The sequence below is a fragment of the Pseudarthrobacter ribosi genome (assembly GCF_055412865.1).
Genome location: NZ_JBVAYZ010000006.1, coordinates 95,756 through 121,535, shown reverse-complemented (window position 1 = coordinate 121,535; position 25,780 = coordinate 95,756). Strand labels below are relative to the sequence as shown.

Genomic DNA, 25,780 nt, shown 5'->3' with positions numbered 1-25,780 from the left:
TCGGTTCAGTTGTCGCCGGCGGCGGCCGGGGCGGCTGCTGCCGGCGCCGGGGTCATGCGGGCGGCGACCTTGACGGCGTCGAGGCTGGGGCCGACGTCGTGCACGCGGACCGCCCAGGCACCCCGGTGGGCACTGATGGCGGTGACAGCGGCGGTGGCCGCGTCGCGTTCGGCCGGCGGGGCGGCCTTGCCGGCCACGGTCAGGAGGCTGCCGAGGAAGCGCTTGCGGGAGGCTGCGACGAGCACCCTGTGGCCCAGGGCCTGCAGGACGTCCAGGCGGCGGAGCAGTTCCCAGTTCTGCTCCTCGTTCTTGGCGAAGCCCAGGCCGGGGTCCAGGATGATCTGTTCCGGGGCGACGCCGGCCGCATACAGCTTGTCGCGGACGCCGGCGAGTTCCGCGGCCACGTCTTCCGCGACGTTCCCGTACTCGGTCAGGGAGTCCATCGTGGTGGCGTTGCCGCGGCGGTGCGTGAGGATGTACGGGGCTTTGCTGCGGGCCACCAGTTCGGCCATCTCGGGCTCCAGGGTCAGCCCCGAGACGTCATTGATGATGGCGGCGCCGGCGTCCAGCGCCGCTGCGGCGGTGGCGGCGTGCGTGGTGTCGATGCTGACCAGGGCACCGGCCTTCACCAGGGCCTGGATTACGGGTAGCACCCGGCGCTGCTCCTCCTCGCCGCCGACCTCGACCGCTCCCGGGCGGGTGGATTCGCCGCCGACGTCGATGATGTCGGCTCCGCCGTAGAACATCCGCAGGCCGGCGGCGATGGCGGTGTCCGCGGCGGCGTGCTTGCCGCCGTCGCTGAAGGAGTCCGGGGTGACGTTCAGGATCCCCATCACAAGGGTCCGGTCCGTGGGGAGGTTCCCGAATTTGGCGGCCGGGCGGGGCTTGCGCAAGACGGGCAGGGGCGAAGTCGCGGGTCCGGTTCCGGGGGCTGCGGCTAGGGAGTCCATAGTCTGTGTAATTACCTTCCGATGATGAGGCTCATGGCTTCGGCACGGGTGGCCGGGTCATGGAGTTGCCCGCGTACCGCGCTGGTGACGGTCTTGGCGCCGGGCTTGCGGATGCCGCGCATGGACATGCAGAGGTGTTCGCATTCGACGACGACGATGGCGCCGCGGGGCTTGAGATGGGTGACGAGGGCTTCGACGATCTGGGTGGTCAGGCGTTCCTGGACCTGCGGGCGGCGGGCGAACATGTCCACGAGCCGCGCCAATTTGCTCAGCCCGGTGACCTTCCCGTCGTGTGAGGGAATGTAGCCCACATGGGCGACCCCGTGGAACGGAACGAGGTGGTGCTCGCAGGTGGAGTAGAACGGGATGTCCTTGACCAGGACGAGTTCCTCGTGGTCCAGGTCGAATTGGGTGGCCAGGATTTCGGCCGGATCGTGGTGGAGTCCGGCGAACATCTCGGTGTACGCCTTCGCGACCCGCTTGGGGGTGTCCAGGAGGCCGCTGCGGTCCGGATCCTCGCCAATGGCCAGGAGAATTTCACGGACGGCCGCCTGGATGCGGGGCTGGTCCACGGCATAGGGGCCGGGGACGGACCCTCCCGCCGCCAAGGAATCTGCGTCGGGAGCGTCGTCGTCATCATTGAAGAAAGAAGTCACGGAAGAAGCCTAGCCGGGATGGCCATCGGGCCCGAGGTCCGTTACACCGCCTTGGAACGACTCCTGTCCGGCGACGCCCTGGGCGTGCGGCGGCATGGCGTCGAGCGGTTCCTCCAGCCGGGCCTCTGTGGCTTCTTCCTGCGCTTCGCGTTCGGCCTTCTCCCGACGGGATTCGACCGGGCCGGCCGACAGGATCGGCCGGGTCTCCTTGGACAGCCAGACGTCGCGGAAGTCGCGCTTGCGGATGTTGGTGAAGATTTGCGCGATCTCGCCCTGGTTCAGGGTTTCGCGTTCCAACAGCTCAAGAGCCAGCTCGTCCAGGACGTCGCGGTTCTCGATGAGGATGGCGTAGGCCTCATCGTGCGCGCCGTCGATCAACCGGCGCACTTCCTCATCGACGATGTAGGCGATCTGGTCCGAGTAGTTGCGCTCGTGGCCGGCGTCGCGGCCCAGGAAGGGCTCGCCGCCGCCCTGGCCGAGGCGCACGGCGCCTACGCGCTCACTCATGCCAAACTCCGTGACCATCTTGCGGGCAATGCTGGTGGCCTTCTCGATGTCATTGGACGCACCCGTGGAAGGGTCGTGGAAGACGAGTTCCTCGGCCACGCGGCCGCCCATGGCGTACGCCATCTGGTCGAGGAGTTCGTTGCGGGTGACGGAGTACTTGTCGTTCTCCGGAACCACCATCGTGTAGCCCAGGGCGCGGCCGCGGGGCAGGATGGTGATCTTGGTGACCGGAGCCGAATTCCGCAGGGCAGCAGCCACCAGGGCGTGCCCACCCTCGTGATAGGCCGTGATCTTGCGCTCGTGTTCCTTCATGACGCGGCTGCGCTTCTGCGGGCCGGCCATCACACGGTCAATGGCTTCGTCGAGGGCGCGGTCATCGATCAGGTTGGCGTTGGAGCGGGCGGTCAGCAGGGCGGCCTCGTTGAGGACGTTGGCCAGGTCCGCTCCGGTGTAGCCGGGGGTTTTCTTGGCTACGGCCTTCATGTCGACGTTAGGAGCCATCGGCTTGCCCTTGGCGTGGACCTTCAGGATCTGGTCGCGGCCGATCAGGTCGGGGGCCTCGACGGAGATCTGGCGGTCGAAGCGGCCGGGCCGCAGCAGCGCCGGGTCGAGGACGTCAGGGCGGTTGGTGGCGGCGATCAGGATGACGTTCGTTTTGACGTCGAAGCCGTCCATTTCAACCAGCAACTGGTTGAGGGTCTGCTCGCGTTCGTCATTGCCGCCGCCGATGCCGGCGCCGCGGTGGCGGCCGACAGCGTCGATCTCGTCAACGAAGATGATGGCGGGGGCGTTCTGCTTGGCCTGCTCGAACAGGTCGCGGACACGGGAGGCGCCGACGCCGACGAACATTTCGACGAAGTCCGAACCGGAGATTGAGAAGAAGGGCACGCCGGCCTCGCCGGCGACGGCGCGGGCGAGGAGGGTCTTGCCGGTGCCGGGAGGGCCGTAGAGCAGCACGCCCTTGGGAATCTTGGCCCCGACAGCCTGGAACTTCGCCGGTTCCTGCAGGAATTCCTTGATTTCTTCGAGTTCCTCGACGGCTTCGTCGGCTCCGGCGACGTCGCTGAACGTTACCTGGGGCATGTCCTTGTTGACCAGCTTGGCTTTGGACTTGCCGAACTGCATGACCTTGGAGCCGCCGCCCTGCATACGGGAGAGCAGGAACCAGAAGAGGACACCAAGGAGCAGGACCGGGATCAGGAGGGAGAACAGTCCGGCGAACCAGTTGTTCTCGACCGGCTGGTCGGTATAGCCGCTCGGGGGCCGGGAATCCGAGACAGCTTTGACGACATCGTCCGCGCGGGCATTGACGTAGTAGAACTGGATGTTCTTGCCTTTGTCCTGGCCGTCAACCTGCAGGTTTTCCTTCAGGACCAGGTCCACGCGGTTTTCCGCGTCGAAGATCTTTGCCTGTTCGACTTTGCCGCCGGCGTCGGTCAGCAGCGCGAGACCCTTGTCCGTATCGATTCGGGCGGCGCCGCCCGGGGACAGGGTGGCAAAGGCCAGCAGGAGCATGCCGATAACAACGACAATCCAGATGCCCGGGCCCTTGAAGAAACTCTTAGCTTTCATCTGTTCGGGGCAGGCCCCGTCCCTCCTGGTAGTGCTGCACGGCGACTGTTCTGCGCGCGTGTGGTGCTGCGTCAGTGTCTAGCTATACACCGTCGCCTTAGCTCACGCACGGTGAAGTCCAAAAGTTCCCTGAGGGCGTAGCGGGGCCGGGCGGGGCCGGCACCCCTGCCGGGCCCGCGCCGGGCCTGTCCTGCCGGACGTAGCGGCGGTGGGCTACTCGTAGACGTGCGGTGCCAGCGTGCCGACGAAGTCCAGGTTGCGGTACTTCTCGGCGTAGTCCAGGCCGTAGCCGACCACAAACTCGTTGGGGATGTCATAGCCGACGTACTTGACGTCGATCTGGACCTTCGCAGCCGTGGGCTTGCGGAACGCGGTGCAGATTTCGACCGAGGCCGTGCCGCGGGATTCCAGGTTGGTCTTGAGCCAGGACAGGGTCAGGCCGGAGTCAATGATGTCCTCGACGATCAGGACATCCTTGCCCATGAGATCCGTGTCCAGGTCCTTGAGGATGCGGACCACGCCGGAGGACTGCGTGCCGGACCCGTAGGACGAGACGGCCATCCAGTCCATGGAAACGTGGCTGTGAAGGGCACGGGCGAGGTCGGCCATGACCATCACGGCGCCCTTGAGCACGCCGACGATCAGCAGATCGCGGCCCTCGTAGTCCTTGTCGATCTGGGCAGCGAGTTCGGTGATCCGTGTCTGGATCTGCTCCTTGGAGTACAGAACGTGCTTGAGATCTGCCTGGACGTCGTTTGAATCCACCAATAACTCCTGTGTAGATGCGGGGGCAACTATATTTCGGGCGGTTTTTGAGGCCGGAATACAAGCTTCCCACAGCGGGCCGCTTCGCGGGGAACACCGCCGGGGCCGGACTGCCCTTCGGCCAGGAGCTCGGCGAGCGAGAGCCGGTAGACACTGACCCCGCCGGGGAGCTCCACAGGGCCCGCCGATCCCTGCCGGCGGAGCAGTGCCTCCGCGGCGAGCAGTCGCTGGTAACTGGGCTGCTGGCCGCCGACGGCGGCCGCGGCCTTCGCGATGACCCGGAACCGTACGGCCGGTGCCAGCTCGCGCAGGGCTTCCTCCGGGAGGCTGATGGCGCCGCCGGACTGTTCCCGCAGCCGGACAAAGGTGTCGTTGGCCACGTCCTCGAGGAAATCTGCGTCCAGCTGCAGGATCGCGGCAGTCCGCGCGAGCGATTCGGCCACCCCCGGGCCCAGCTTCTCCTCCAGCAGCGGCAGCACCTCCACCCGGGTCCGGGACCGCGCAAAGGCCGGATCCGCATTGCTGGGATCGTGCCAGGGGTCAAGGCCTTCGACCTCGCAGATCTCAAGCGTGTCCGCGCGGCGCAGTCCCAGGAAGGGGCGCAGCAGGCGGTCGCGGGCGGGCCGCATGCCCGCCAGGGAACGGGTTCCAGAGCCGCGGGCCAGCCCCAACAGCACCTGTTCGGCCTGGTCATCAAGGGTGTGGCCGAGCAGGATGGCCTGGGCGCCGGTGCTGTCGGCGGCGGCTTCCAGGGCGGCGTGCCGGGCGTCCCGGGCGGCCGCCTCCGGACCCATCCCGGCGGAGGCAACCTCGACCGTCCTGACCTGCACGGGCGAAAGTCCCAGTTCCTGCAGCGTCACGGCGGTGGCGGCGGCGACGTCGGCGGATCCGGGCTGCAGCTGATGATCCACGACGACGGCGCCCACGGAGACGGGGTGGCCGTCGACGTGTCCGCGGCGGGCGAAGTAGGCGGCGACGGCGGCGAGGGCCAGTGAGTCGGGCCCGCCGCTGCAGGCGACCAGGATCCGTTCCGGGTAACCCGCTCCGGCCAGCGCGTCCTGCAGCATCTTCCGCGCCGTGCCGACGACGGGCGCCAGCCGGCCGGGCCGGCGTCGTCCGCTGGAAAGCCGTCCGCTGGAAACGGGACCGGAAGTCACGGGACCTAGTGCCCCATCCGCTCAAGCCAGAGCCGGGAATTGTGAATTTCGGCCTCGGTCGGCAGGTGGTCCGCGGACTCCCAGACCCGGTTGAAGCCCTCCATTCCGGCCACGTCCACGACTTCGCGGACAAATTTGGATCCGTCGCTGTACTGGCGCATCTTGGCGTCCAGCCCGAGCAGGTTGCGGATGAACTTTTCGATCACGCCGCGGTCCTTGGCCCGGGAGTTGAAGCGCTGCCGGATGGTCTTCACGGAGGGCACAATGCTGGAGTCGACCGCGTCCATGACCACGTTGGCGTGCCCTTCGAGCAGGCTCATGAGGGCGGTCAGGCGCGAGATCGCGGCCTTTTCCTCGGGGTTCTGCAGCAGGTCGAGGATGGCGCCCCGGCTGGGGGCGGAGCCGGACGCGGTGCGGTCCCTGAGCGACTTCGCGGCAGCCGAGGCCCGCTCCATCAGGGAGTCGACGTTGCCAAGCAGCTGCCCGCTGAGGCTGTCGATCTCATCCAGCATGTGGTGCCGCAGCCAGGGTGCCGCGGCGAACTGCACCCGGTGGGTCTGTTCGTGGAGACAGACCCAGAGCCGGAAGTCTTCGGGTTCGACGTTGATTTCACGCTCGACGGAGATGATGTTCGGCGCCACGAGGAGCAGGCGGCCGCCGGCGGGGGCGGTGGAGTTCTCGGCGAGGGCGGAGAAGGGGTCGTACTGGCCCAGGACCTTGCTGGAGAGGAAGGCGAGGATGGCGCCGAGCTGGCTGCCGGTGATGGCGCCGCTGACGCTGGCCGTGCCGGGGTTCAGGGTGCCGCGGCGGCTCTCAAGCACCTTTTCCATCGCGGGCTGGAGCATGACGGCGAAGCTCTGCGTGTTGGCCTTGGACCAGGAGGCGCGGTCCACCACCAGGACCGAGGAATCCCGCAGGTCGCGGGCGGCCTCCAGACCGGTGATGTCATGGACGTGGGGCACGGAAAGGTCGGCCATCAGCCGCAGGTTGTCGACGGCGGCGCCGATCTCCGCCGATCCCAGAACGGGGCCGGCGGGCGTCAGCCGGGCGGCGGTGGAGGCGGCAAGCTCCCAGTTGATCAGGGCTTGGGCTTGGGCTGATGTCTCGCGGGAAGAGGACTCCATAGGCTCCATCAGATCACAGCGGGCCGACATTGCGCCTTAATTCGTCGGGCGGCGAACGGCCGCCCGCGGCGGTGAGCCGAGGCGGTCAGCGGCAGCCGCAGCCGGCAAGGACCGAGGCGGTGCGGTCCAGCGCGGTCTTGTTCCCCGCCCCCGGGGTGAGTCCGTTGCCGATAAAGGAAAACACCAGGAGCCGGCCGTCGGCGTCCACGACGTAGCCGCTCAGGGCGATGACGGTGTTGAGCGTGCCGGTCTTGGCACGGACCAGGCCTGCACCGCCGGCCGTCTCCGCGTCGTCCACGTACCGGTCCCCCAGCGTTCCGGTGAGCCCGGCGACCGGGAAACCGGCCAGGCCGGCGCGCAGCCGGGTGTCCGCGCCCGAGGTCATGGTCCGGACCACTTCGGAGAGCTGCCGGGCGGAGACCTGGTTTGTCAGGGCCAGCCCGGAGACGTCTGCGGCGCGCAGCGTGGCGGCAGGGATTTTCAGGTCTTTCAGCTGCTGCAGCACGGCTGCGACGGCGCCGTCGTTGCTGCCGGGCTGGCCGGCCGCGAGCGCCGCCATGCGGCCGATCGCCTCGGTGAGGTAGTTGTCCGAGGTGCGCAGCATCAGGTCGACCTGCTGGCCCACGGTGGCGGACTGGACTTCGGCCAAAACCCTGGTGCCGGCGTCGTCCGTTCCGGCCGGGACCCGCGCGACGCCGGGCGCCACCGTCAGTCCGGCCGCGTCGGCCGCCGCCGCGAGCTGGCCGTGAAACGCCTCGGCGGCGCCCATCGCGGCATCCTGCGGGCGGGGGCCGGTGGTCGTGGCCGGGTCGAAGCGGGCCGAGTTCAACGCGAGCGGGAACAGCGGGGCCATCTCGCCGGCCGCCACATCCTCCAGGTTCCAGGCCGGGTTCAGCGCGGGGCCGGTAAACAAGGAGTCGTCCAGCTGGACCGTCAAGGGGGCGGAGACGCCGTCGTCCTGCAGGGCCCGGACGGTCGACTGCGCCAGGCTGGCGAGCCCGGCATGGCCCAGCACGGCGCCGGGCACCGATTCGCCGGCACCGAGGAGCACGTCCCCGCCGCCGGTGAGCACGATTGACCCGGGGGCCGCCCCGGCCACGGCCCGGGTGCTGAAGCGGCGTTCCGGGCCGAGGGTGCGCAGGGCCGCGGCGGCCGTGAGGAGCTTCATGTTGGAGGCCGGGACCCGGACCTCGTCGCCGGAACGGTCGAAGAGGACCTCGCCGGTGAGGGCGTCCTGCACGACGCCGCTGAAGTTCCCGGCGCCGTCGGCCTTGAGCGTTTCGTTGAGCCGGGCCGCGAGCGGACCGGGTAGCGGGACGGCGGCGGCTGCTGAGAGCGGTTCAATGCCGTCCGTGGCGGCGCCGGACCCCGCGCCGCCACGGGCGGCCAGCGTGCCGGGGGCCTGGTGCCAGGGCGGTGTGGTCTGCGCGGCTTCCGGGGGGCCGGGCCCGAGGAAGGCGGGGGCGACGGCAAGGCCGGCGGGGAGGGCGAGTGCCGCGACAAGCAGGGTCTGGAGCAGCAGCGGGAGGCTCCGCCGCAGCGGCCCGGTCACCGGGTCAGCGCCCGGGGGGCTCGTTCTGCGTTTCATGCCGGTACTGGTCCTTTAGTCCTGAAATGTCCCCGCAAGTTCCTGAAACCTGGGCCTCTCGCTATATCCTCAATAGTAGTCGGCGGCACCGGCAGCCTCTTGTGCGTGCCGCGCACCCCCGAAAACCGCGCATCCCCTAAATTTCTCAAGGAGCAGTCCATGAAGCATGACGTGACCATCGAGATCCCCAAGGGATCACGCGTCAAGTACGAAATCGACCACGAAACGGGCCGCGTCCGCCTGGACCGCGTCCTGTTCACCTCGATGCAGTACCCCACGCACTACGGTTTCTTCGAGAACACCCTGGGCGAAGACGGCGATCCGCTGGACGCCCTGGTGCTGCTGCAGGACTTCGACCTGCACCCCGGCGTCATCGTTGAGTCCCGCCCCATCGGCGTGTTCAACATGACCGACGACGGCGGCGGAGACGCCAAGGTACTCTGCGTGCCGGTCGACGCACGCTTCGATCACATCAACGAGATCAGTGACGTCAGCGAATTCCTGATCAAGGAAATCGAGCACTTCTTCACCCGTTACAAGGACCTGGAGCCGGGCAAGTGGGTCAAGGCCGAGGGCTGGGGCGACCGCGCCGCCGCCGAGGCCGAGCTTGAGGCATCCATCAAGCGTTACGTTCCCCACACGCACTAACGTCTGCCTACGCCAGCGCGGGGTCACGTACCGTCCATCCGGCCGCCGGATATGGGCCGTAACTGACCCCGCGTTGCTGTTTAAGGCGCGGTCTGGGCCCATGGTCCGCTGTCAGTGACGAGTCAGAAATGTATGAAATTGTGGGCTTATGAACGCCGAGCCTGCCTTTAGTCCTCCCTGCGGTCCGGTCACCGGCTGGCGTGACGGCGACGTCGTGCGGGCCACCGGAATCCCCTATGCCGCCGCGGGACGTTTCCAGCCCCCGGTGAGCGCACCGGACCGGACCGGAGTCCTCGCGGCCACGTCCCTGTCCCCGGCGTGCCCGCAGGCCCCGGTGCCGTTCCTGGACGACATCCTCGGCACCCGCTACGGGGAGCTCCCCGGCAGTGAGGACTGCCAGCGGCTCTCCATCACCATGCCGCCCGGCCTCGCCGCGGACGACCGGGTCCCCGTGATGGTGTGGCTCCACGGCGGGTCCTACACCTCCGGCTCCGGCGACCTGGCCATCTTCGACCCCAGGGCCCTCGTCGCCGAAAACCGGGTCATCGTGGTGTCTGTTACTTACCGTCTGGGCCTGTTCGGCTACCTCGCGACGGGCACCGGCCGGCCCGCGAACCTCGGGCTGCTGGACCAGCTCGAGGCGTTCCGTTGGGTCCAGCGCAACATCAGCGCCTTCGGCGGCGACCCGGGACGGGTCACCGCGTTCGGGCAGTCCGCCGGCGGCGACGCCGTCGCCCACCTCATGGCGACGCCGGAGGCCCCCGCCCTGTTCCAGCGCGCCATCATTCAAAGCGCGCCCCTGGGCATCACCCGGGGCCGGGAAAAGATGAGCACCGCCATGGGCATCGCGGCGGAGCACGTCACCGAAGACACCCCCGCGATGGACGTCGTGGAGGTCGAAGGGCACGTGTCGCAGGTGGCCCGGAAGTTCGGGCTGATCGCGGCCATGCCGTTCGGCACCCAGTACGGGCACTCCCCCTTGCCGCCGGAGTCCGGCATTGAGGCCGCCTGGAACGCCACGGCTCCCGGGATTGAGGTCCTGATCGGTCACACCTCCGAGGAAGCCCGGCTGTTCCTGCCGCGCAACCCCGTCGTTGGCCGCCTCGCCAAGGTCCCGGTGCTGGGGACCGCCGTCGTCAAGGCCATCAACTGGGCCGTGACCGAGGCCGTGTACGGCCGGGCCGCCAGGAAGTTCGCCCGCCGGCACGCCCGGGCCGGCGGCACCGCCTACAGCTACGTGCTCTCCTGGGCGGCGCCGGGCAACTTCTACGGGGCCGCCCACACCGTCGACCTGCCGCTGCTGTTCGGCAACGAACAGATCTGGGCAGGCGCCGGGCTGCTCGCGGGCGCCAGCTGGGAGGACATCAACGCCCAGGGCCGGGCCCTCCGCGCGGTGTGGGCCCGCTTTGCCGCCGGGGAGGGCCTGGACAGCCGGGGCGGGCTGCCCGGCGCCCTGCGGTACCGCTCGGTCAGCGCGGGATGAACCGGACCCTAGGGCCTGCCGTCCCGGGCGGGCCGCGGTGAGGACCCTCGGCGTCGACCTCGCCGCGGCCACCCGGAAGACCGCGGCCGCCGTCATCGACTGGGGCAACGGCACTGCCCGCCTGGCGCACCTGGCCCTCGACGTCGGCGACGAGGAGATCGTGCGGCTCTTCGGCGCCAGCGACATGACCGGGATCGACTGCCCGGTGGGCTGGCCGGACGCCTTCCTGCCTTTCCTGGCCGGACACCTGGCCTTCGAGCCACACCCCGTGCTGGACTATGACGGCATCGAGGGACGCCGGCTCCTGGCCTACCGGGACACCGACCGCTTCATCACCGCCCAAACGGGGCTGATCCCGCTCAGCGTCTCCGCCGACCGGCTGGCCCACCCGGCGATGCGCTGCGCCGTTATCCAGGCCAAAATCTCCCGGGACCACGGCCCGCAGGCCCGGGACGGCAGCGGCATGCTCGCCGAGGTCTACCCGGCGGCGTCGCTGAAATCCTGGGGCCTGCTGGCCCGCGGCTACAAGGGCCGCGGCGGGGCGGAAACGCAACAGCTGGCCGGGGTCGTCGACGCGCTGCAGCAGGCAGCACCCTGGCTGGACCTGGCCGGCCACGAGGACCGGCTGGCCGGCTCCGATGACATGTTCGACGCGGTTATCGCCGCCCTCACCGCGCGGGCCGTGGCCCTCGGCCTGACACTCCGCCCGGATGCCGCCCACGCCAGGGCCGCTTTGACCGAAGGCTGGATCCACCTGCCCGCCGGCGGGCTGGACGGGCTCGCCGGCACCGCGCGGTAGCGTGGGCGGCTGCCGGCACCGCGCGGTAGCGTGGGCGGCTGCCGGCAGCGGGGCTACTTCCGGCCGAGGGTCCAGCCGCTGATTTCCTCCGAGTCCTCGCCGTGGTCCCGGGTGTGGTTGTGCGCCCGGATCCGGCTGTCCTGCAGCGCCTGCCGCAGCAGCGAGTGCTTCTCCGCCAGGCCCGGGACCCGGTCGATCGCGTCGATGGCGAGCTGGAAGCGGTCAATCCCGTTGAGCATGGCCATGTCGAAGGCCGTGGTGGTGGTGCCCTCCTCCTTATACCCGCGAACGTGCAGCCCGTCCTGGTTGGTCCTCCGGTACGCCAGCCGGTGGATCAGGGACGGATACCCGTGGTAGGCGAAGATGATGGGCTTATCCGTCGTGAAGATCCCGTCGAAGTCCCGGGACGTCAGGCCGTGCGGGTGTTCGCTGGCGTCCTGGAGCCGCATCAGGTCCACCACGTTGACCACCCGGATCTTCAGTCCGGGGGCACCGGCCTTCAGCAGTTCCGCGGCGGCGACCGTCTCTACCGTGGGCACGTCGCCGGCACAGGCCAGCACGACGTCGGGTTCCTCGCCGGGGACTTCGGAGCCGGCGAACTCCCAGATTCCCAGGCCGCGCTGGCAGTGGTGCGCGGCATCGGCGGGGCCTAGCCAGGTCGGCGAGGGCTGTTTGCCGCTGACCACGATGTTCACGTAGTCCCGTGAATCGAGGCAGTGCTCCATCACGGAGAGCAGCGTGTTCGCGTCCGGCGGCAGGTAGACGCGGATGACCTCGGCTTTTTTGTTCACGGCGTGGTCGATGAAGCCGGGATCCTGGTGGGAGAAGCCGTTGTGGTCCTGCTGCCAGACATGCGAGGACAGCAGGTAGTTGAGCGAGGCGACCGGCCGGCGCCAGGGAAGTTCACGGTGCACCTTGAGCCACTTGGCGTGCTGGTTGAACATGGAATCCACGATGTGGATGAACGCCTCATAGCAGCTGAACACGCCGTGCCGGCCGGTCAGCAGGTACCCCTCCAGCCAGCCCTGGCAGAGGTGTTCGCTGAGGACCTCCATGACCCGTCCGGCGCGGGCCAGGTGCTCATCGAGTTCCTCGATCCGGTACTGCCACACCTTGTCCGTGACCTCATAGACGTCCTGCAGGCGGTTGGATGCGGTCTCGTCCGGGCCGAACAGCCGGAACGTCTCGGGGTTCTGGCTGATCACGTCGCGCAGCCAGGACCCGAGGGTGATCATGGCGCTGACCCGCTCGACACCGGGTTGCGCCACCGGGACGGCATGATCCTGGTACTTCGGCAGTTTGAGGTCCCGCAGCAGCACGCCGCCGTTCGCGTACGGGGAGGCACTCATCCGGAGTGCGCCCCCGGGCGCGTTCGCCGCGACCTCCGGCCGCAGGTTCCCGGCGTCGTCGAAGAGCCCAGCCGGCCGGTACGATTCGAGCCACTCCCCCAGCTGCGCCAGGTGCTCCGGGTTGGTGCGCACTTCGGACAGCGGCACCTGATGGCTCCGCCACGTTCCTTCCACCTGCAGCCCGTCGACGACTTTGGGCCCGGTCCAGCCCTTCGGCGAACGCAGCACGATCATGGGCCAGCGCGCGGCCGGGGCGCCGGCTGTTGCATCATCCCCGGCTGACGCGCCGGCTGTTGCATCGCCTTCGGCGGGTCGCGCCGCACCGCCGCCTGCAGTTCCGCTCCTGCGGGTCGACTGGATCGCCCGGATCTCCGTGAGGCAGTCGTCCAGTACGGCGGCGAAGTCCCGGTGGGCGGCCGCCGTGTCGTCCGGACGGCCCACGGTCACGAAGTGCGGCTCGTGCCCGTAGCCGCGCAGCAGCTGTTCCAGCTGGGCTTCGGGCATGCGGGCCAGGATGGTGGGGTTGGCGATCTTGTAGCCGTTCAGGTGCAGGATGGGCAGCACCGCACCGTCATGGACCGGGTCCAGGAAATTGTGGGAGTGCCAGCTCGCCGCCAGCGGCCCGGTTTCGGCCTCGCCGTCGCCGATCACGACGGCGGTGATCAGGTCCGGGTTGTCGAAGACGGAGCCGTAGGCGTGCGCCAGGGAATAGCCGAGCTCGCCACCCTCGCTGATGGAGCCCGGGGTTTCCGGGGCGGCGTGGCTGGGGATTCCGCCCGGGTAGGAGAACTGCCGGAAGAGCTCAGCCATGCCCTGCTCGTCGTCGCCGACATTGCTGTAAATCTCAGAGTAGGTGCCTTCAAGCCAGGCGTTCGCCACGACGGCGGGGCCGCCGTGGCCGGGTCCGGCAATAAACAGCATGCTCTGGCTGTCCCGGCGGATGACCCGGTTCAGGTGGGCGTAGACGAAGTTCAGTCCCGGGGTGGTGCCCCAGTGGCCCAGCAGCCTGGACTTGGTGTCGCCGGCGCTTAGGGGTTCGCGCAGCAGCGGGTTGGAGCGGAGATAGATCTGCCCGACGGACAGATAGTTGGCGGCCCGCCACCAGCGGTCCACGAGCTCCAGTTCGGCGCCGCCGGGCTCCCGGGAGGCGCTTTCCGGCTGCGCGTCGGGCGCCCTGCCCGGTGTGCTGCGGCCGGACGGATCGGCGTCGGTGTTCAGGTCGCTGGTCAACTCGCTGGTCAATGGATTCCTCGCTTTACAGGGGCCTGGGGCGGTACGCAGGCTCCATCGCAACACGTCCCCGGACCGGATACAAGCCCGCGCGGGCGTGTCCAGGGGCCGCTCTTGCCAGCCCCTTACCACCGGGTAGTGTGGATCCAGAATGTTCACGCTGACGATCAACCAAACCGACAGCCGGCGCGACGGCGACTGCGTGCCGCAGCTCCTCAAGGACCTGCGGCACATCCCGGCGCGCCTGGATTTTGACCGTTCGGTGGAGGACGAGGTCCAGGGCATTGTGGACTCTCCGCAGCAGGCCGTCGAAGCAGCGATGATCGCGCTGCGGACCGGCAGCTGGTACGTCGGTATCGGCGTCGGGCCCGTTAACGAACCCCTGCCGAACCAAATCAAGGACGCCTCCGGCCACGGGCTGATCTACGCCCGCCGCGCCGTCGACCGGCTGCGCAACGGCAAGGACCGGATCCCGGTGGCCGTGGAGGGCCCGCTGGCCGACCTCGCCGCGGAGTCCGAGGCCGTGCTGCGGCTGCTGGGCCACATCGTGCACGACCGCAGCCCCGCGGAATGGCGGGTCCTGGACCTGCTAACCCCCGGGGTCCGCGGACAGCAGAAGGCAGTCGCCGAGGAACTCGGGATCACCACCCAGGCCGTCAGCAAGGCCGTGGCGCGGGCGCAGTGGAATGAGGAACACGCGGCGCGGCCCGCCGCGGCCAGGCTCCTGGGCCTCATCCTCGAGGTGCGCTGAACGCACGCACACACCGCAGGCAGGCCCCCGGCGTCGTCCGAGCCTAGAGCAGCAGGCTGCGCAGCACGTGGGCGGCGCCGTCGTCGAACACGGAGTGGGTGACCTCGTTCGCGGCGGCGATGACTTCCTCGGGCGCCTGTCCCATGGCCACACCGCGGGCGGCCCAGGTGAGCATCTCGATGTCATTGCGGCCGTCGCCGACGGCGACGGTGCGGTGCGCCTCGATCTCCAGCCGGCCGCGGAGGTGCTCCAGGGCGCTGGCCTTGGTCACTCCGGCCGCGGCGATGTCCAGCCACGCCGTCCACCCCACCGAGTAGGTCACGCCGGCCAGTCCGATGTGCCGGATGGCGGTGTTGAACTCCTCGGGCGTGTTCTCGGCGCTGAAGACCACGACGCGGACCGCGGTGGCTTCCAGCATGGTCTGGAAGTCGACGCCGATGGCCTCCACCCCGAAGCTCATGTCCTGGAAGCGCTCGGTGGAGAGGAAGTTTCCGTCCTCGTCCTCGAGCGCGTACTTGGCCGAGGGCAGCCGCTTGCGCAGTGCCCGGAGCGCGGGGCCCGGGTCAAAGGTGGCCTTGTGCACAATCTCGTAGCCGTCCGGCAGGCCGGAATCCAGCCGCAGGGTGACCCCGCCGTTGGAGCACACGGCATAGCCGTTGTCGATGCCGATGTGCTCAATGATCGGCAGGGTCGCGTTCAGTGAGCGGCCGGTCGCGATGGTGACGTGGTGGCCGGCGGCCACGACGTCCCGGGCGGCTTCGCGGACGGGAACGGACATGTGGCCGTCGTGGTCCACGAGGGTGCCGTCGACGTCGAGCGCCACCATCAGCTTGTGGGCTGCGGTGTTCTGGTTGTTCCCGTTGTTCCGGTTGTTGTCTCGCCGGTCATCGTTGCCGGCGACTGAGGATTCAGTCAATGTTGTCATCTCACAAGTAGAGCAGACACCCCGGACAGCCGCTAGGACGCAGGCCACAGCGTCCGGTGAACCCGGGGTGAACAGCTGTTGACGCCCTTGGCCCCGCGGCATTCCGCGGGGTCAAGGGCCGGGAAACGGCGGCTCAGATGACGGGGAAGACCGTCATGCCGCCAAGGTACTTCTGCAGGGCCGGCGGGATGTTGACGGAGCCGTCCGGGTTCTGGTGGTGCTCCAGGATGGCGACGATCCAGCGGGTGGTGGCCAGGGTGCCGTTGAGCGTGGCGACGGCCCGGGTGCCCTTGGGGGCCCCGTCCTCGTTGAGCACGCGTTCACGGATGTTGAGCCGGCGCGCCTGGAACGTGGTGCAGTTGGAGGTCGAGGTCAGCTCGCGGTAGGCGCCCTGGGTCGGAACCCAGGCCTCGCAGTCGAACTTGCGGGCCGCGGAGTTGCCGAGGTCCCCGGCGGCGGTGTCAATGACCCGGTAGGGCAGTTCACACTTGGCCAGCATCTCCTCTTCCCAGGCCAGCAGCCGGGCGTGCTCGGCCGCGGCCTCCTCAACCGTGGTGTAGATAAACATCTCCACCTTGTTGAACTGGTGGACACGGATGATGCCGCGGGTGTCCTTGCCGTGCGAGCCGGCCTCGCGGCGGTAGCAGGAGCTCTGCCCGGCGTAGCGGACCGGGCCGGCGGAGAGGTCCAGGATCTCGTCCGCGTGGTAGCCGGCCAGGGCCACTTCCGAGGTGCCCACGAGGTAAAGGTCGTCCTCGGCGAGCCGGTAGATCTCGGCGTCGTGCTTGACGTCGAACCCGGTGCCCTGCATGGTCTCCGGACGCACCAGGGTCGGGGTGATCATCGGCACGAAGCCGGCGTCGATCGCCTGCTCCATGGCCATCTGCAGCAGTGCCATTTCCAGCCGGGCGCCGGCTCCGCGCAGGAAGTAGAACCGGGACCCGGAAACCTTGGCGCCGCGCTCCATGTCGATGGCGCCGATCAGCTCACCGATTTCCAGGTGGTCCCTGGGCTCGAAGTCGGTGAATTCGCGGGGGGCGCCGACGGTCTTGACCACGATGTAGTCGTCTTCGCCGCCCGCGGGAACGCCGTCCTCGATGAGGTTGGGGATGGCGCGCAGCAGTTCCTCCTGGGCGGTCTGGGCGACGTCGGCCTCGGCGGAAGCGGCCTTGACCTCGCCGGCGAGGACCTTGACCTCGGCCAGCAGGGCCTGCTTTTCCTCGCCCTTGGCCTGTGCCACCTTCTTGCCGAAGGCATTCTGCTCGGCCCTGAGGTTTTCGAAGCGGATCAGGGCGGCGCGCCGGGCCGAGTCCGCGGCGATGATCGCGTCCACCACGGATTCGTCGGCGCCGCGGGCGCGCTGGCTGGCCCGGAACTTGTCCGGATTTTCGCTGAGGTCTTTTACGTCGATCACCTGACAAGAGTATCCAATCAGGCCGCCGTTCCCGGGCAATCAAGCCGCCCGCCACCGGCGGGATAGTGTTGGAGCACTATGCGAGACTGGCTGCTCTACCTCATCATCGCTGGAGTCCTGGCCTTTGCCGTCTCCAGTTGGTGGGGAGTACGCAAGCTCAAGGCCCGGCACACGCGCAGCGCCGTGTGGGAGGAAACGCACAGTCCGGGCTCGGGCCAGCAGAAGGTCGCCGTCGTGATGAACCCGATCAAGGCCCGGTCGGACGAGGCCCGCACCCTGATTGAAGGCGCGTGCGCCGCGGCCGGCTGGGTACCGCCGCGGTTTTTCGACACCACCGCCGAGGACCCCGGATTCTCGCAGGCGCGGGCAGTCGTCGAGTACGGCGCCGACGTCGTCCTCGTGGGCGGCGGTGACGGCACGGTGCGGGTGGTGGCGGACGTTCTCGCGGGCACGGACATCGCCATGGGCCTGATCCCGCTCGGCACCGGCAACCTGCTGGCCCGCAATATCCACCTCGACGTGGGCGACCTGCACGGCAACGTCCAGACCGCCCTGTTCGGTCACCAGCGCTTCATCGACACGGCCCGGATGCGGGTGGAGAACTCACGAACCAAAGAGTCCTCGGAGCACACCTTCCTGGTCATTGCCGGCATCGGCATGGACGCAGAGGTAGTGGGCGACACCAGCGACGGGCTCAAGAAGGCTGTGGGCTGGCTGGCCTACACCGAGGCGGGCGTGCGGCACCTCCCCGGCCGGCGCAAGAAGGTGTCCATTTCGCTGGACGACCAGCCCGAACAGAGCCGGAAGATCCGCAGCGTCCTGTTCGCAAACTGCGGCCTGATCCCGGGCGGGATCGACTTCATCCCCCAGGCCATGATCGACGACGGGATGCTCGACGTTGTGGTGATGAGTCCGCGCAGCGCGATCGGCTGGCTGGCGATGTATTGGAAGATCGTGATGAAGCACAAGAGACACCTGCCGGTGATGACGTACTACCGCTCCGGGAAGATCGTCATCAGCTGCGCTGAGCCGGTGCCCACGCAGGTCGACGGCGATCCGAGCGGTGCGGCCACGAAGGTCACCGTGCAGGTTGCCCCCGGCTCGCTGCTCGTCCGGGTCAAGGACGGCACCGAAGGAGATTAGGCGCTGGCTTCCTTCGCGGCGGCTTCCTTGTGCGCGTCCGCGGTCTTTTTCGCTTCCGCGGCGGCCCTGGCGGCGCGTGCCTCGGACTGCTCGCGGATCATGGCCTGCTCCTCTTCAAAGCGGAGCCGGTCGGCACGGTCGGCGTCGTCGCCATCCCAGTCCTGGTTTTCCGCGGTCGGCTTGGGATTCACGATCATTCCCTGGCCGTCATTTTCAAGGCTGGTGTCTGCCATGACCTGCTCCCTCGGTAGAGGACTTCCCCAATATGGATCAGGCAAGCATACGCACAGTTCCCGAGGGGCGGAAGTGCCGGATGTGGCATTTGTCTACGCTGTGGGCGAAGCCTTGGACATATATTCCGGCACCACAGATGCCCCCGACAGTATGGCTTTTACCCAGGCATGCGCGGCGCGGAAGGCCTGGTCCGAGGTGTGCGGCTCCACGAGTGTCCGGTTCCCGTCGGCGCGGCCGTAGGAACCCAGGAAGCGGGTGGCCGGGCTGATCCGGTGCAGGCCCGCCAGGGCATCCGCCACGCGCGCGTCGGCCACGTGGCCGTCGGCGTCGATGCTGAAGAAGTAATGGCCCAGGTACTGGCCGGTGGGCCGTGACTCGATCCTGCTGAGGTTCACGCCGCGGGTCGCGAACTGGTCAAGAATCTCCATCAGGGCGCCGGGGCGGTCTTCCGGCAGCGGAACGACGACGGTGGTCTTGTCCGCACCGGTGGGCTCCGGCAGCGCGCCGGGCCGGCCCACCAGCACAAACCGTGTGACCGCGCCGGGGTTGTCTCCGATGTTCTCCGCGAGCACGGCGAGCCGGGGTTGTTCGGTGGCCACGATCGGGGCGCAGATCGCCGCGTCGTAGTGCGTGTCGCCCTCGAGGAGCCCCATGGCCGCGGCGGCCGTGGATGAGCCCGGGATATATTCCGCCTTCGGAATGTTCTTCTCGGCCCACAGCCGGCATTGCGCCCAGGCGTGGCCGTGGGTGGAGATCCGGCGGATGTCCTCGATCCGGGTCCCTGGCCGTGCCACCAGCACGAAGCTGATCGGCACGAGGGCCTCGCGCAGGATCCGCAGCTCCTGGCCGGTAGCGATGGCGTCCAGGGTGGCGGTGACGCCGCCCTCCACGGAGTTCTCGATCGGCACCATTGCCGCGTCCGCCGAGCCGTCGCGGACCTTGTCCAGCGCCGTGTTGACGTTCGTCGACGGAACGCGGTTCGCGTCCGCCGCACCGGGAACCTGCATCAGGGCTGCCTCGGTAAAGGTGCCCGCGGGTCCGAGGAAGGTGTACGTGAGGGGTGATGCGGGCATCGGTGCTTCTTTCTTCAACTACAGGATGACCGGCTTGAGTCCGTTGTCGGACACCAGTGGCATTCCGGTTTCCAGCCACTGGTCCATGCCACCGGCCACGTTCAGGGCGGAATACCCCTGACCGCTGAGCCACTGGGCCGCCCGGAAGGAGCGTCCCCCGGTGCGGCAGATAACGTAGAGGTCCTCGTCGGGATCGAGGTCCTCGAGCCGGGCCGGCAGCTGGTCCAGGGGGATGTGCAGCGCCCCAGGGGCGTGGCCCGCGACCCACTCGTAGTCCTCGCGGACGTCAAGGATCCTGGCCCCTTCGGGGATGCCGGACACGGTTACGGTGTCAAAGTCGCTCATGGTCGTCCTTCCGAAGAATGCATGGTCTGCCTCCAGCGTATCGCCAGCCACCAGTGCCGCACCCCTACCCGCCTGCAGGTTACGCTTCTGGGATGGCGCACAGGAGATCCCCGGCAGCTCACCGTCGCACGATTCCGGCTGCCCGCCCCCGGCATTTCGGGACATGCCCTCCCCTGGCCAGTAACACCGGGCATAATGCCACCATGTCCACCCGCCCGCGCCAGCACTGGACATGTCCCCCGGAAACGCGGGCGGGAAACCCGGATCCGTGCCACCGTGGCTGAGATCCACGAGCTCTCCGCCGTGGACCTCCGCGACACCCTCCGCTCGGGCGAGCTGTCCTCGCTGCAGGTCACCAGGCATTTCCTGGACCGCATCGCCGCGGAAAACCGGCACCTCGGCGCGTTCATCACCGTCACCGCGGAGCAGGCCCTGCGAGATGCAACCGCAGCGGACGAGTCCCATGCCCGGGCCGCCCGGGACGGGACCGAACTGGCGCTGCTGCACGGCATGCCGGTGGCGTTCAAAGACCTGACGGACGTCGCCGGAGTTGTCACGACCCACGGCAGCGCCGCCCTGGACCGCAAGCCGGCGCTGGCCGACGGCGCCCTGGTCGCGAGGCTCAGGAGCGCAGGTATGGTCTCGCTGGGCAAAACACAGGTCCCGGAATTCGGACTGACGGCGTACAGCGAGAACCGGATCGCTCCTCCCTCGCGGAACCCGCACGCGCTCAGCCGCGGCTCGGGGGGATCCACCGGCGGCAGCGCCGCGGCGGTGGCCGCCGGGCTGGTTCCCTTTGCTCCCGGCTCCGACGGCGGCGGTTCGGTCCGCATCCCGGCCGCCGCGTGCGGGCTCGTGGGCCTGAAGCCCGGCCGCGGGCTGGTTCCGGCCGGTGAAAGCACCGGTGATCCTGCCGGCCTGGTCGTGTCCGGGCCGCTGGCCCGCTCCGCCGCGGACGCGGCCCTGCTGCTGGATGCGATGGTGCCCGGCCCCGCGGATCCGTCCGCCCAGCCGGCTCCCGGCTACCTGGACCGCGCCGCCCAGGACCCGCCCCGGCTGCGGATCGGCGTGAGCCTGGACAGCCCCTGGCAGACGATCTTCCCCTTCACCCCGGACCCCGAGGCGCTCGACGCCCTCGCCGAAGGCATCCGGCTGCTGGAGGCGGCCGGCCACGAAACCTCGGAGGCCTCCATCCGCTACGACAACCGCTACCCGGCCGCCTTCACTACGGCCTGGACCGCCGCCGTCGGGGATGCCCGGATCGTTCCCCAGCGCGAGGCGCTCCTGACCCCGCTGACACGCACGTTCCGGCGCCGCGCGCAGCAGCGCGGGCCCGCGAAACTCGCCGAATCCATCGGGTTCCTGCGCCAGTTCCAGCGGGACACCATCGCCCAGTACGCCGAGTGGGACCTGATGCTCATGCCGGCACTGGCCCAGACACCCCGCCCGGTGGGCTGGTTCACCGGAGCGGCCCACGGGGACGGCTACTGGCCGGCGGCCAACTGGACGGGGGATGCCGACGGCGACTACCGCAAGCAGTGCGAGTACGCGCCGTGGTCGTCCATGGTGAACGTGTGCGGGCTGCCCGCGATCAGCATTCCGGTGCACTGGACCGGCGGGGCCCCAGGTGCTGGACTGCCGATGGGCATCCAGCTGATCGGGCCGATGGGTTCCGAGGCGCTGCTGCTGCAGCTGGCCGCGCAGCTAGGGTTCTAACATGGGGTGCAGTTGTACGGTGGACATGTCCAGCCGGGCAGCGCCACCGCCCCAAAACCACACGAGCTGGAAACGACCTGAGAGGGATCGATGAAGATCACCGGTGCAGTACTTGAGGAAATCGGCCGTCCCCGCCCGTTCGCGGACTCCCGGCCCATCACCATCTCCGAGCTGGAGCTGGAGGGCCCCGGACCCACCGAGATCCTGGTGCGGATCGAGGCCGCCGGCATCTGCCACTCGGACCTGAGTGTGGTGGACGGCAACCGGGTCCGCCCGGTGCCGATGCTGCTGGGGCACGAGGCTGCCGGCCGCGTCGTCGAGGTCGGCGCGGACGTCACGGACCTGGTGCCGGGCCAGCGCGTGGTGATGTCCTTCCTGCCCCGCTGCGAACAGTGCGCCAACTGCGCCGAGGACGGCCGGCTCCCCTGCACGGCCGGGTCGAAGAGCAACGGCGACGGAACCCTGCTGCACGGGTCGATCCACCTGGACCGCGCCGGCGAAAAGATCTTCCACCATCTGGGCGTGTCCGGCTTCGCCACCCACGCCGTGGTGGACCGCGCCTCGGCCGTGCCGGTCGGCGATGACGTCCCCACGGACGTCGCCGCCGTCCTGGGCTGCGCCGTGCTGACCGGAGGCGGTGCCGTCCTCAACGCGGCCCGGCCCCGGCCGCAGGACAGCATCATGATTGTGGGGCTCGGCGGCGTCGGCATGGCCGCGCTGATCACGGCGGTTTCCCAGGATGTGTCGCGGATCGTCGCCGTGGACACGCTGGACGAAAAACTCGACCACGCCCGCCGCCTGGGCGCCCACGAAACGTACACCCCGCAGCAGGTCCTCGAGGAGGGCGTCAAGGCCAGGTACGTGATCGAGTGCGCCGGGAACCCGCGCGCTTTCGAAACCGCCTTCGCCGCGACCGCCGCCGGCGGAACCACGATCACCGCGGGGCTGCCGCACCCGGACGCCCGCGCGCAGATCTCGCCGCTGACCATCACGGCCGAGGCCCGGACCATTATCGGCAGCTACCTTGGCTCCGCGGTGCCGTCCCGGGACATTCCCAAGTACGCCCAGCTCTGGCGGGAAGGAAAACTGCCGGTCGAGGAGCTGATCTCGGCGCGCATCGCCCTGGCGGACATCAACCAGGCCATGGACCAGCTCGCCGACGGGAAAGCGGTGCGCCAGGTCATCATGTTCGACGCCGGCTAGCCGCGGACCCCGTCCGTGCCCCGACTTCCGGTTGCGCTGTCAGATAATGCTGCCATTCCGGCTGTATAGCCGCATTATCTGACAGGGCAACGGGCGGAAACCGGGGACAAAAAACCGGGCGGGTGGCTTGCGTCGGGCCGCCGCGAATGTGACAATCCCGCGTCACACTGTCAGCATTAAGTAAATGAGCACTACTCATTTATCCCAGCCCACCGCGACAACGCCGGGCGACACGTCCTTTTTCGGCCACCCAAAGATGCTGGCCAGCCTCTTCTCCGTGGAGATGTGGGAGCGCTTCTCGTTCTACGGAATGCAGGGCATCCTGCTCTACTACATGTACTTCACGGCCGCCGAGGGCGGTCTGGGAATTGAGCAGGGCCTGGCCGCCGGTCTCGTCGGCGCCTACGGCGGCGGCGTCTACCTCTCCACCATCCTGGGCGCCTGGCTCGCGGACCGGCTCCTCGGTTCCGAAAAGGTGCTGTTCGGCTCCGCCATCCTGATCATGGCCGGACACATCGCCCTCGCCTTCGTGCCGGGCATTCCCGGCCTGATCGCGGGACTGGTGCTGGTCGGCGTCGGCTCCGGCGGACTGAAGGCCAACGCCACCGCCCTGGTGGGAAGCCTCTACCGGGAGAAGGACGAACGCCGCGACGCCGGTTTCTCCATCTTCTACATGGGCATCAACGCGGGCGCGCTGATCGGCCCGCTGGTCACCGGCTGGCTGCAGCAAAGCCACGGGTTCCACTGGGGCTTCGGCGCCGCCGCCGTCGGCATGGCCGCGGGTCTGGTCATCTACGCGCTGGGCCGCAAGAACCTGCCGGAGGAGGCGCACCGGGTGCACAACCCGCTGCCCGCCGCCGAGCGCACCAGGTACGGCCTGCGCTTCGCCGCCATCGCCGCGGTCATCGCCGTGCTGCTGGCGACGGGCATCGTCAATGCAGAGAATCTGGCCATGTCCATGGCCTACGCGGCCATCGGCGCGTCCGTGCTCTACTTCGCCCTGATCTTCAGCAGCAAGAAGGTCAACGGGACCGAACGCCGCCGGGTGGCGGCATTCATCCCGCTGTACCTCGCCTCGGCCGCGTTCTGGGCCTTGTTCCAGCAGCAGTTCACCTTCATCGCCGTGTACTCGGAGGAGAAGCTGGACCGGAACCTGTTCGGCTGGGAAATGCCGGCCGCCTGGGTCCAGTCCATCAACCCGGTGTTCATCATCATCTTCGCCGGCGTCATGGCTGCGCTGTGGACCCGGCTGGGCCGCAAGCAGCCCGGCTCGGCGCTGAAGTTCTCGATCGGGCTCTTTGTCATGGGCCTGGCGTTCCTGGCGTTCATCCCGCTGGCGGGGGACGGCAAGACCCCGCTGCTGGCATTGGTCGGGATCCTGTTCCTGTTCACGCTCGCGGAGCTGTTCCTGTCCCCGATCGGCCTGTCCGTAACCACGAAGCTGGCTCCGGAGGCCTTCCGCACGCAGATGGTGGCGTTGTTCTTCCTCTCGGTGTCGCTGGGCACCACACTGGCGGGCATCTTGTCCGGCCTGTACAACCCGGCGGACGAGCTGCCGTACTTCATCGGCATCGGCGGCACCGCCATGCTGCTGGCCGTGGGGCTGGCCGCGGCCTCGCCGGCGATCAAGAAGCTCATGGGCGGCGTACGCTGAGCCGATGAGCTCCAGGCACCGCGCGCCGCTTGAGTCCCGTGTGTACGTCCCCGCCGCAGGCGAGGCGTCCGACGTCGAACTCATGCCGGCGGGCGATGTCACCGACGGTGTGGTGCGGGTCGGCGCGACCATCCGCCGCCCGCATCAGCCGCAATCACTGGCCGTCGCCGCGTACCTCGACTGGCTGGAAGACGCCGGTTTCGACGGGTCTCCGCGGTTCCTGGGCCGGGACGCCGAGGGCCGGGACGTGCTGACGTTCCTGCCCGGCCGGTGCGCCGGGCGCGAACCTGAGGCCTGGGCGCAGTCCGAGGAACTCCTGGTTTCCGTGGCGGAACTGCTGCGCCGGATCCACACGGCCTCGGCCGGGTTCGCGCCGGACGCGCATCCTTTCCCGCCCCGCCCGGTCCGCCAGGACCCGGCGGAACTCGTCTGCCACCTGGACGTGACCCCGCAGAACGTCGTGGTCCGCGACGGCCGCGCCGCCGGCCTGGTGGACTTCGACCTCGCCGGCCCCACCACGGCGCTCAAGGACTCCTTCAACAGCGCGATGCACTGGGTCCCGCTCCGCGACCCGGCCGATGCCTGGCCGGGCTGGGAGACGACCGATGCGTTCGGGCGGCTCCGGATCTTCGCCGACGCCTACGGCTGGAGCCAGGAGGAACGGCGGCGGCTGCCGGTGTTCGGGGTCGAGGCGACGGCGCTCAGCTACGAGCGGATGGAACACAACGCCGGGGTCCTCGGCGGCGGCTGGGCCCGGATGTGGGACGACGGGGTCGGCGGCTTGATCCGCCGCCGCGGCGACTGGCTCGAGGCCAACGCCGGGCGGCTGCTGGCGGCCCTGACGGCTGAGCCTAGGCCCCGATGCCCCGGTAGCTTGAGCTGCTGATGGCCAGCCCCACTGCGATGAGCACGAAGACCAGCAGCGCCAGCGCGATCCCCACGTAACCAAGCACCAGACCGGCAATGGCCATGCCTTTGCCCGACGGCTCGCGCTTGAGGGCCATATGCCCGAGGATGACTGCCGCGAGCTGCGGCAGGAGGAAGAAGCCCAGCCCGATGAAAGCGGCGATGCCGCAGCACAGGCTGGCGATGCTCAGGCCCTTGGGCTCCGGAGGTACGCCGTAATACGCTGGCTGGCCATAGGCGTCGAACGGGGTGCCCGGCTGGCCATACTGAACCGGCGCGCCGTACTGCGGCTGCCCGTAGGGCTGCTGGGCCTGACCGCCGTAGGGCTGCTGGTCGTACGCCTGCTGTCCGAAGGGCTGCTGCGTTGGCGCCCCGTCCGGCGTGCCGTATGGCTCGGTGCGCTGGCTGTAGCCGGCGGCGGGCCGGCCGTACTGCTCGCCGGACTCCTGGCCGGGAATGTACGACGGCGGCTGGTAGCCCTCCGGCGTCCCGTCCTTCTCCGGTTTCGGCTGGTCAGTCATGGTTTTCCCCTTTTTAACGTCGCTGGGTTCAGCCTACCGCCGTCCCGTTGCGAAGAGCAGGATAATT

The 25,780-nt window shown here is 69.0% G+C and carries 23 protein-coding genes; 9 read left to right on the top strand and 14 right to left on the bottom strand.

Annotated features, from left to right (window positions below; translation table 11 throughout):
• Positions 1-5 precede the first annotated feature (5 nt).
• From folP to dacB, 7 genes are all read right to left on the bottom strand, one after another.
• The gene (gene folP, locus ACZYZ5_RS08440) at positions 6-950 is read right to left on the bottom strand and encodes a dihydropteroate synthase (protein ID WP_463900893.1); all 945 of its coding nucleotides are present in this window, start codon (positions 948-950) and stop codon (positions 6-8) included.
• 11 nt (positions 951-961) lie between these two features.
• Complete coding sequence (gene folE / locus ACZYZ5_RS08435; RefSeq protein WP_463900891.1) at positions 962-1,606, bottom strand: GTP cyclohydrolase I FolE; 645 nt, start codon at positions 1,604-1,606, stop codon at positions 962-964.
• 9 nt (positions 1,607-1,615) lie between these two features.
• Entirely contained in the window at positions 1,616-3,685 is a 2,070-nt protein-coding gene (gene ftsH, locus ACZYZ5_RS08430; protein ID WP_463900889.1) for an ATP-dependent zinc metalloprotease FtsH, read from the bottom strand.
• A 213-nt stretch (positions 3,686-3,898) separates the two neighbouring features.
• Positions 3,899-4,450, bottom strand: coding sequence for a hypoxanthine phosphoribosyltransferase (gene hpt / locus ACZYZ5_RS08425; protein ID WP_232082480.1), 552 nt, complete (start codon positions 4,448-4,450; stop codon positions 3,899-3,901).
• A 29-nt stretch (positions 4,451-4,479) separates the two neighbouring features.
• The gene (tilS, locus tag ACZYZ5_RS08420; protein WP_463901108.1) at positions 4,480-5,517 is read right to left on the bottom strand and encodes a tRNA lysidine(34) synthetase TilS; all 1,038 of its coding nucleotides are present in this window, start codon (positions 5,515-5,517) and stop codon (positions 4,480-4,482) included.
• Positions 5,518-5,612: 95 nt separating this feature from the next.
• The gene (locus ACZYZ5_RS08415) at positions 5,613-6,731 is read right to left on the bottom strand and encodes a zinc-dependent metalloprotease (protein WP_463900887.1); all 1,119 of its coding nucleotides are present in this window, start codon (positions 6,729-6,731) and stop codon (positions 5,613-5,615) included.
• Positions 6,732-6,816: 85 nt separating this feature from the next.
• Positions 6,817-8,319 (bottom strand): D-alanyl-D-alanine carboxypeptidase/D-alanyl-D-alanine endopeptidase, encoded by a 1,503-nt coding sequence (gene dacB / locus ACZYZ5_RS08410; protein WP_463900885.1) that lies wholly within the window; start codon positions 8,317-8,319, stop codon positions 6,817-6,819.
• A 159-nt stretch (positions 8,320-8,478) separates the two neighbouring features.
• On the opposite strand from dacB, the gene ACZYZ5_RS08405 reads away from it, so the two are divergent.
• From ACZYZ5_RS08405 to ACZYZ5_RS08395, 3 genes are all read left to right on the top strand, one after another.
• Complete coding sequence (locus ACZYZ5_RS08405; protein WP_463900883.1) at positions 8,479-8,967, top strand: inorganic diphosphatase; 489 nt, start codon at positions 8,479-8,481, stop codon at positions 8,965-8,967.
• Between the two features lie 148 nt (positions 8,968-9,115).
• Positions 9,116-10,450, top strand: coding sequence for a carboxylesterase family protein (locus ACZYZ5_RS08400; protein WP_463900881.1), 1,335 nt, complete (start codon positions 9,116-9,118; stop codon positions 10,448-10,450).
• 37 nt (positions 10,451-10,487) lie between these two features.
• Positions 10,488-11,249 carry a DUF429 domain-containing protein gene (locus ACZYZ5_RS08395; RefSeq protein WP_463900879.1) on the top strand — a complete coding sequence of 254 codons (762 nt, stop codon included), beginning with the start codon at positions 10,488-10,490 and terminating at the stop codon, positions 11,247-11,249.
• Between the two features lie 53 nt (positions 11,250-11,302).
• Here the strand turns inward: ACZYZ5_RS08395 and ACZYZ5_RS08390 are convergent, their stop codons facing one another.
• Positions 11,303-13,720: a phosphoketolase family protein gene (locus ACZYZ5_RS08390; protein WP_463901106.1), complete on the bottom strand. Its 2,418-nt coding sequence runs from the start codon at positions 13,718-13,720 to the stop codon at positions 11,303-11,305.
• Positions 13,721-13,979: 259 nt separating this feature from the next.
• On the opposite strand from ACZYZ5_RS08390, the gene ACZYZ5_RS08385 reads away from it, so the two are divergent.
• Positions 13,980-14,579 (top strand): MarR family transcriptional regulator, encoded by a 600-nt coding sequence (locus ACZYZ5_RS08385; protein WP_069950283.1) that lies wholly within the window; start codon positions 13,980-13,982, stop codon positions 14,577-14,579.
• Positions 14,580-14,622: 43 nt separating this feature from the next.
• Here the strand turns inward: ACZYZ5_RS08385 and ACZYZ5_RS08380 are convergent, their stop codons facing one another.
• Positions 14,623-15,504, bottom strand: coding sequence for an HAD family hydrolase (locus tag ACZYZ5_RS08380; protein WP_463900877.1), 882 nt, complete (start codon positions 15,502-15,504; stop codon positions 14,623-14,625).
• A gap of 133 nt (positions 15,505-15,637) precedes the next feature.
• Positions 15,638-16,918, bottom strand: coding sequence for a serine--tRNA ligase (serS, locus tag ACZYZ5_RS08375; protein ID WP_463900876.1), 1,281 nt, complete (start codon positions 16,916-16,918; stop codon positions 15,638-15,640).
• Positions 16,919-16,996: 78 nt separating this feature from the next.
• On the opposite strand from serS, the gene ACZYZ5_RS08370 reads away from it, so the two are divergent.
• Positions 16,997-18,061 carry a diacylglycerol/lipid kinase family protein gene (locus ACZYZ5_RS08370; protein WP_463900875.1) on the top strand — a complete coding sequence of 355 codons (1,065 nt, stop codon included), beginning with the start codon at positions 16,997-16,999 and terminating at the stop codon, positions 18,059-18,061.
• On the opposite strand, the gene ACZYZ5_RS08365 is transcribed toward ACZYZ5_RS08370, so the two are convergent.
• The 3 genes from ACZYZ5_RS08365 to ACZYZ5_RS08355 all read right to left on the bottom strand — a co-directional run bounded on the left by ACZYZ5_RS08365 (position 18,058) and on the right by ACZYZ5_RS08355 (position 19,713).
• Positions 18,058-18,294 (bottom strand): hypothetical protein, encoded by a 237-nt coding sequence (locus ACZYZ5_RS08365; RefSeq protein ID WP_463900873.1) that lies wholly within the window; start codon positions 18,292-18,294, stop codon positions 18,058-18,060. The two genes, ACZYZ5_RS08370 and ACZYZ5_RS08365, sit on opposite strands and share 4 nt — an antisense overlap.
• Positions 18,295-18,387: 93 nt before the next feature.
• Positions 18,388-19,368 carry a prephenate dehydratase gene (pheA, locus tag ACZYZ5_RS08360; RefSeq protein ID WP_463900872.1) on the bottom strand — a complete coding sequence of 327 codons (981 nt, stop codon included), beginning with the start codon at positions 19,366-19,368 and terminating at the stop codon, positions 18,388-18,390.
• Between the two features lie 18 nt (positions 19,369-19,386).
• Entirely contained in the window at positions 19,387-19,713 is a 327-nt protein-coding gene (locus tag ACZYZ5_RS08355) for a rhodanese-like domain-containing protein (protein WP_463900870.1), read from the bottom strand.
• Between the two features lie 276 nt (positions 19,714-19,989).
• Here ACZYZ5_RS08355 and ACZYZ5_RS08350 point away from each other — a divergent pair, with 276 nt between their 5' ends.
• The 4 genes from ACZYZ5_RS08350 (at position 19,990) to ACZYZ5_RS08335 (ending at position 25,172) form a co-directional block, all read left to right on the top strand.
• On the top strand, positions 19,990-21,429 hold the full coding sequence (locus ACZYZ5_RS08350; protein WP_463900869.1) for an amidase: 1,440 nt from the start codon (positions 19,990-19,992) through the stop codon (positions 21,427-21,429).
• 90 nt (positions 21,430-21,519) lie between these two features.
• Complete coding sequence (locus tag ACZYZ5_RS08345) at positions 21,520-22,632, top strand: alcohol dehydrogenase catalytic domain-containing protein (protein ID WP_463900867.1); 1,113 nt, start codon at positions 21,520-21,522, stop codon at positions 22,630-22,632.
• 184 nt (positions 22,633-22,816) lie between these two features.
• On the top strand, positions 22,817-24,286 hold the full coding sequence (locus ACZYZ5_RS08340; RefSeq protein WP_463900865.1) for a peptide MFS transporter: 1,470 nt from the start codon (positions 22,817-22,819) through the stop codon (positions 24,284-24,286).
• Between the two features lie 4 nt (positions 24,287-24,290).
• On the top strand, positions 24,291-25,172 hold the full coding sequence (locus ACZYZ5_RS08335; RefSeq protein ID WP_463900863.1) for a phosphotransferase: 882 nt from the start codon (positions 24,291-24,293) through the stop codon (positions 25,170-25,172).
• Here ACZYZ5_RS08335 and ACZYZ5_RS08330 read toward each other — a convergent pair.
• On the bottom strand, positions 25,138-25,713 hold the full coding sequence (locus ACZYZ5_RS08330; RefSeq protein ID WP_463900862.1) for a DUF4190 domain-containing protein: 576 nt from the start codon (positions 25,711-25,713) through the stop codon (positions 25,138-25,140). The two genes, ACZYZ5_RS08335 and ACZYZ5_RS08330, sit on opposite strands and share 35 nt — an antisense overlap.
• Between the last annotated feature and the right edge of the window lie 67 nt (positions 25,714-25,780).

Bases quoted from the DNA above. Each gene is read 5' to 3' on its own strand.
- folP (WP_463900893.1), bottom strand. From the start codon at position 950: ATGGACTCCCTAGCCGCAGCCCCCGGAACCGGACCCGCGACTTCGCCC.
- ftsH (WP_463900889.1), bottom strand. From the start codon at position 3,685: ATGAAAGCTAAGAGTTTCTTCAAGGGCCCGGGCATCTGGATTGTCGTT.
- tilS (WP_463901108.1), bottom strand. From the start codon at position 5,517: ATGCTGCAGGACGCGCTGGCCGGAGCGGGTTACCCGGAACGGATCCTG.
- ACZYZ5_RS08415 (WP_463900887.1), bottom strand. From the start codon at position 6,731: ATGGAGTCCTCTTCCCGCGAGACATCAGCCCAAGCCCAAGCCCTGATC.
- dacB (WP_463900885.1), bottom strand. From the start codon at position 8,319: ATGAAACGCAGAACGAGCCCCCCGGGCGCTGACCCGGTGACCGGGCCG.
- ACZYZ5_RS08405 (WP_463900883.1), top strand. From the start codon at position 8,479: ATGAAGCATGACGTGACCATCGAGATCCCCAAGGGATCACGCGTCAAG.
- ACZYZ5_RS08400 (WP_463900881.1), top strand. From the start codon at position 9,116: ATGAACGCCGAGCCTGCCTTTAGTCCTCCCTGCGGTCCGGTCACCGGC.
- ACZYZ5_RS08385 (WP_069950283.1), top strand. From the start codon at position 13,980: ATGTTCACGCTGACGATCAACCAAACCGACAGCCGGCGCGACGGCGAC.
- ACZYZ5_RS08380 (WP_463900877.1), bottom strand. From the start codon at position 15,504: ATGACAACATTGACTGAATCCTCAGTCGCCGGCAACGATGACCGGCGA.
- ACZYZ5_RS08370 (WP_463900875.1), top strand. From the start codon at position 16,997: ATGCGAGACTGGCTGCTCTACCTCATCATCGCTGGAGTCCTGGCCTTT.
- ACZYZ5_RS08365 (WP_463900873.1), bottom strand. From the start codon at position 18,294: ATGGCAGACACCAGCCTTGAAAATGACGGCCAGGGAATGATCGTGAAT.
- pheA (WP_463900872.1), bottom strand. From the start codon at position 19,368: ATGCCCGCATCACCCCTCACGTACACCTTCCTCGGACCCGCGGGCACC.
- ACZYZ5_RS08355 (WP_463900870.1), bottom strand. From the start codon at position 19,713: ATGAGCGACTTTGACACCGTAACCGTGTCCGGCATCCCCGAAGGGGCC.
- ACZYZ5_RS08345 (WP_463900867.1), top strand. From the start codon at position 21,520: ATGAAGATCACCGGTGCAGTACTTGAGGAAATCGGCCGTCCCCGCCCG.
- ACZYZ5_RS08340 (WP_463900865.1), top strand. From the start codon at position 22,817: ATGAGCACTACTCATTTATCCCAGCCCACCGCGACAACGCCGGGCGAC.
- ACZYZ5_RS08335 (WP_463900863.1), top strand. From the start codon at position 24,291: ATGAGCTCCAGGCACCGCGCGCCGCTTGAGTCCCGTGTGTACGTCCCC.
- ACZYZ5_RS08330 (WP_463900862.1), bottom strand. From the start codon at position 25,713: ATGACTGACCAGCCGAAACCGGAGAAGGACGGGACGCCGGAGGGCTAC.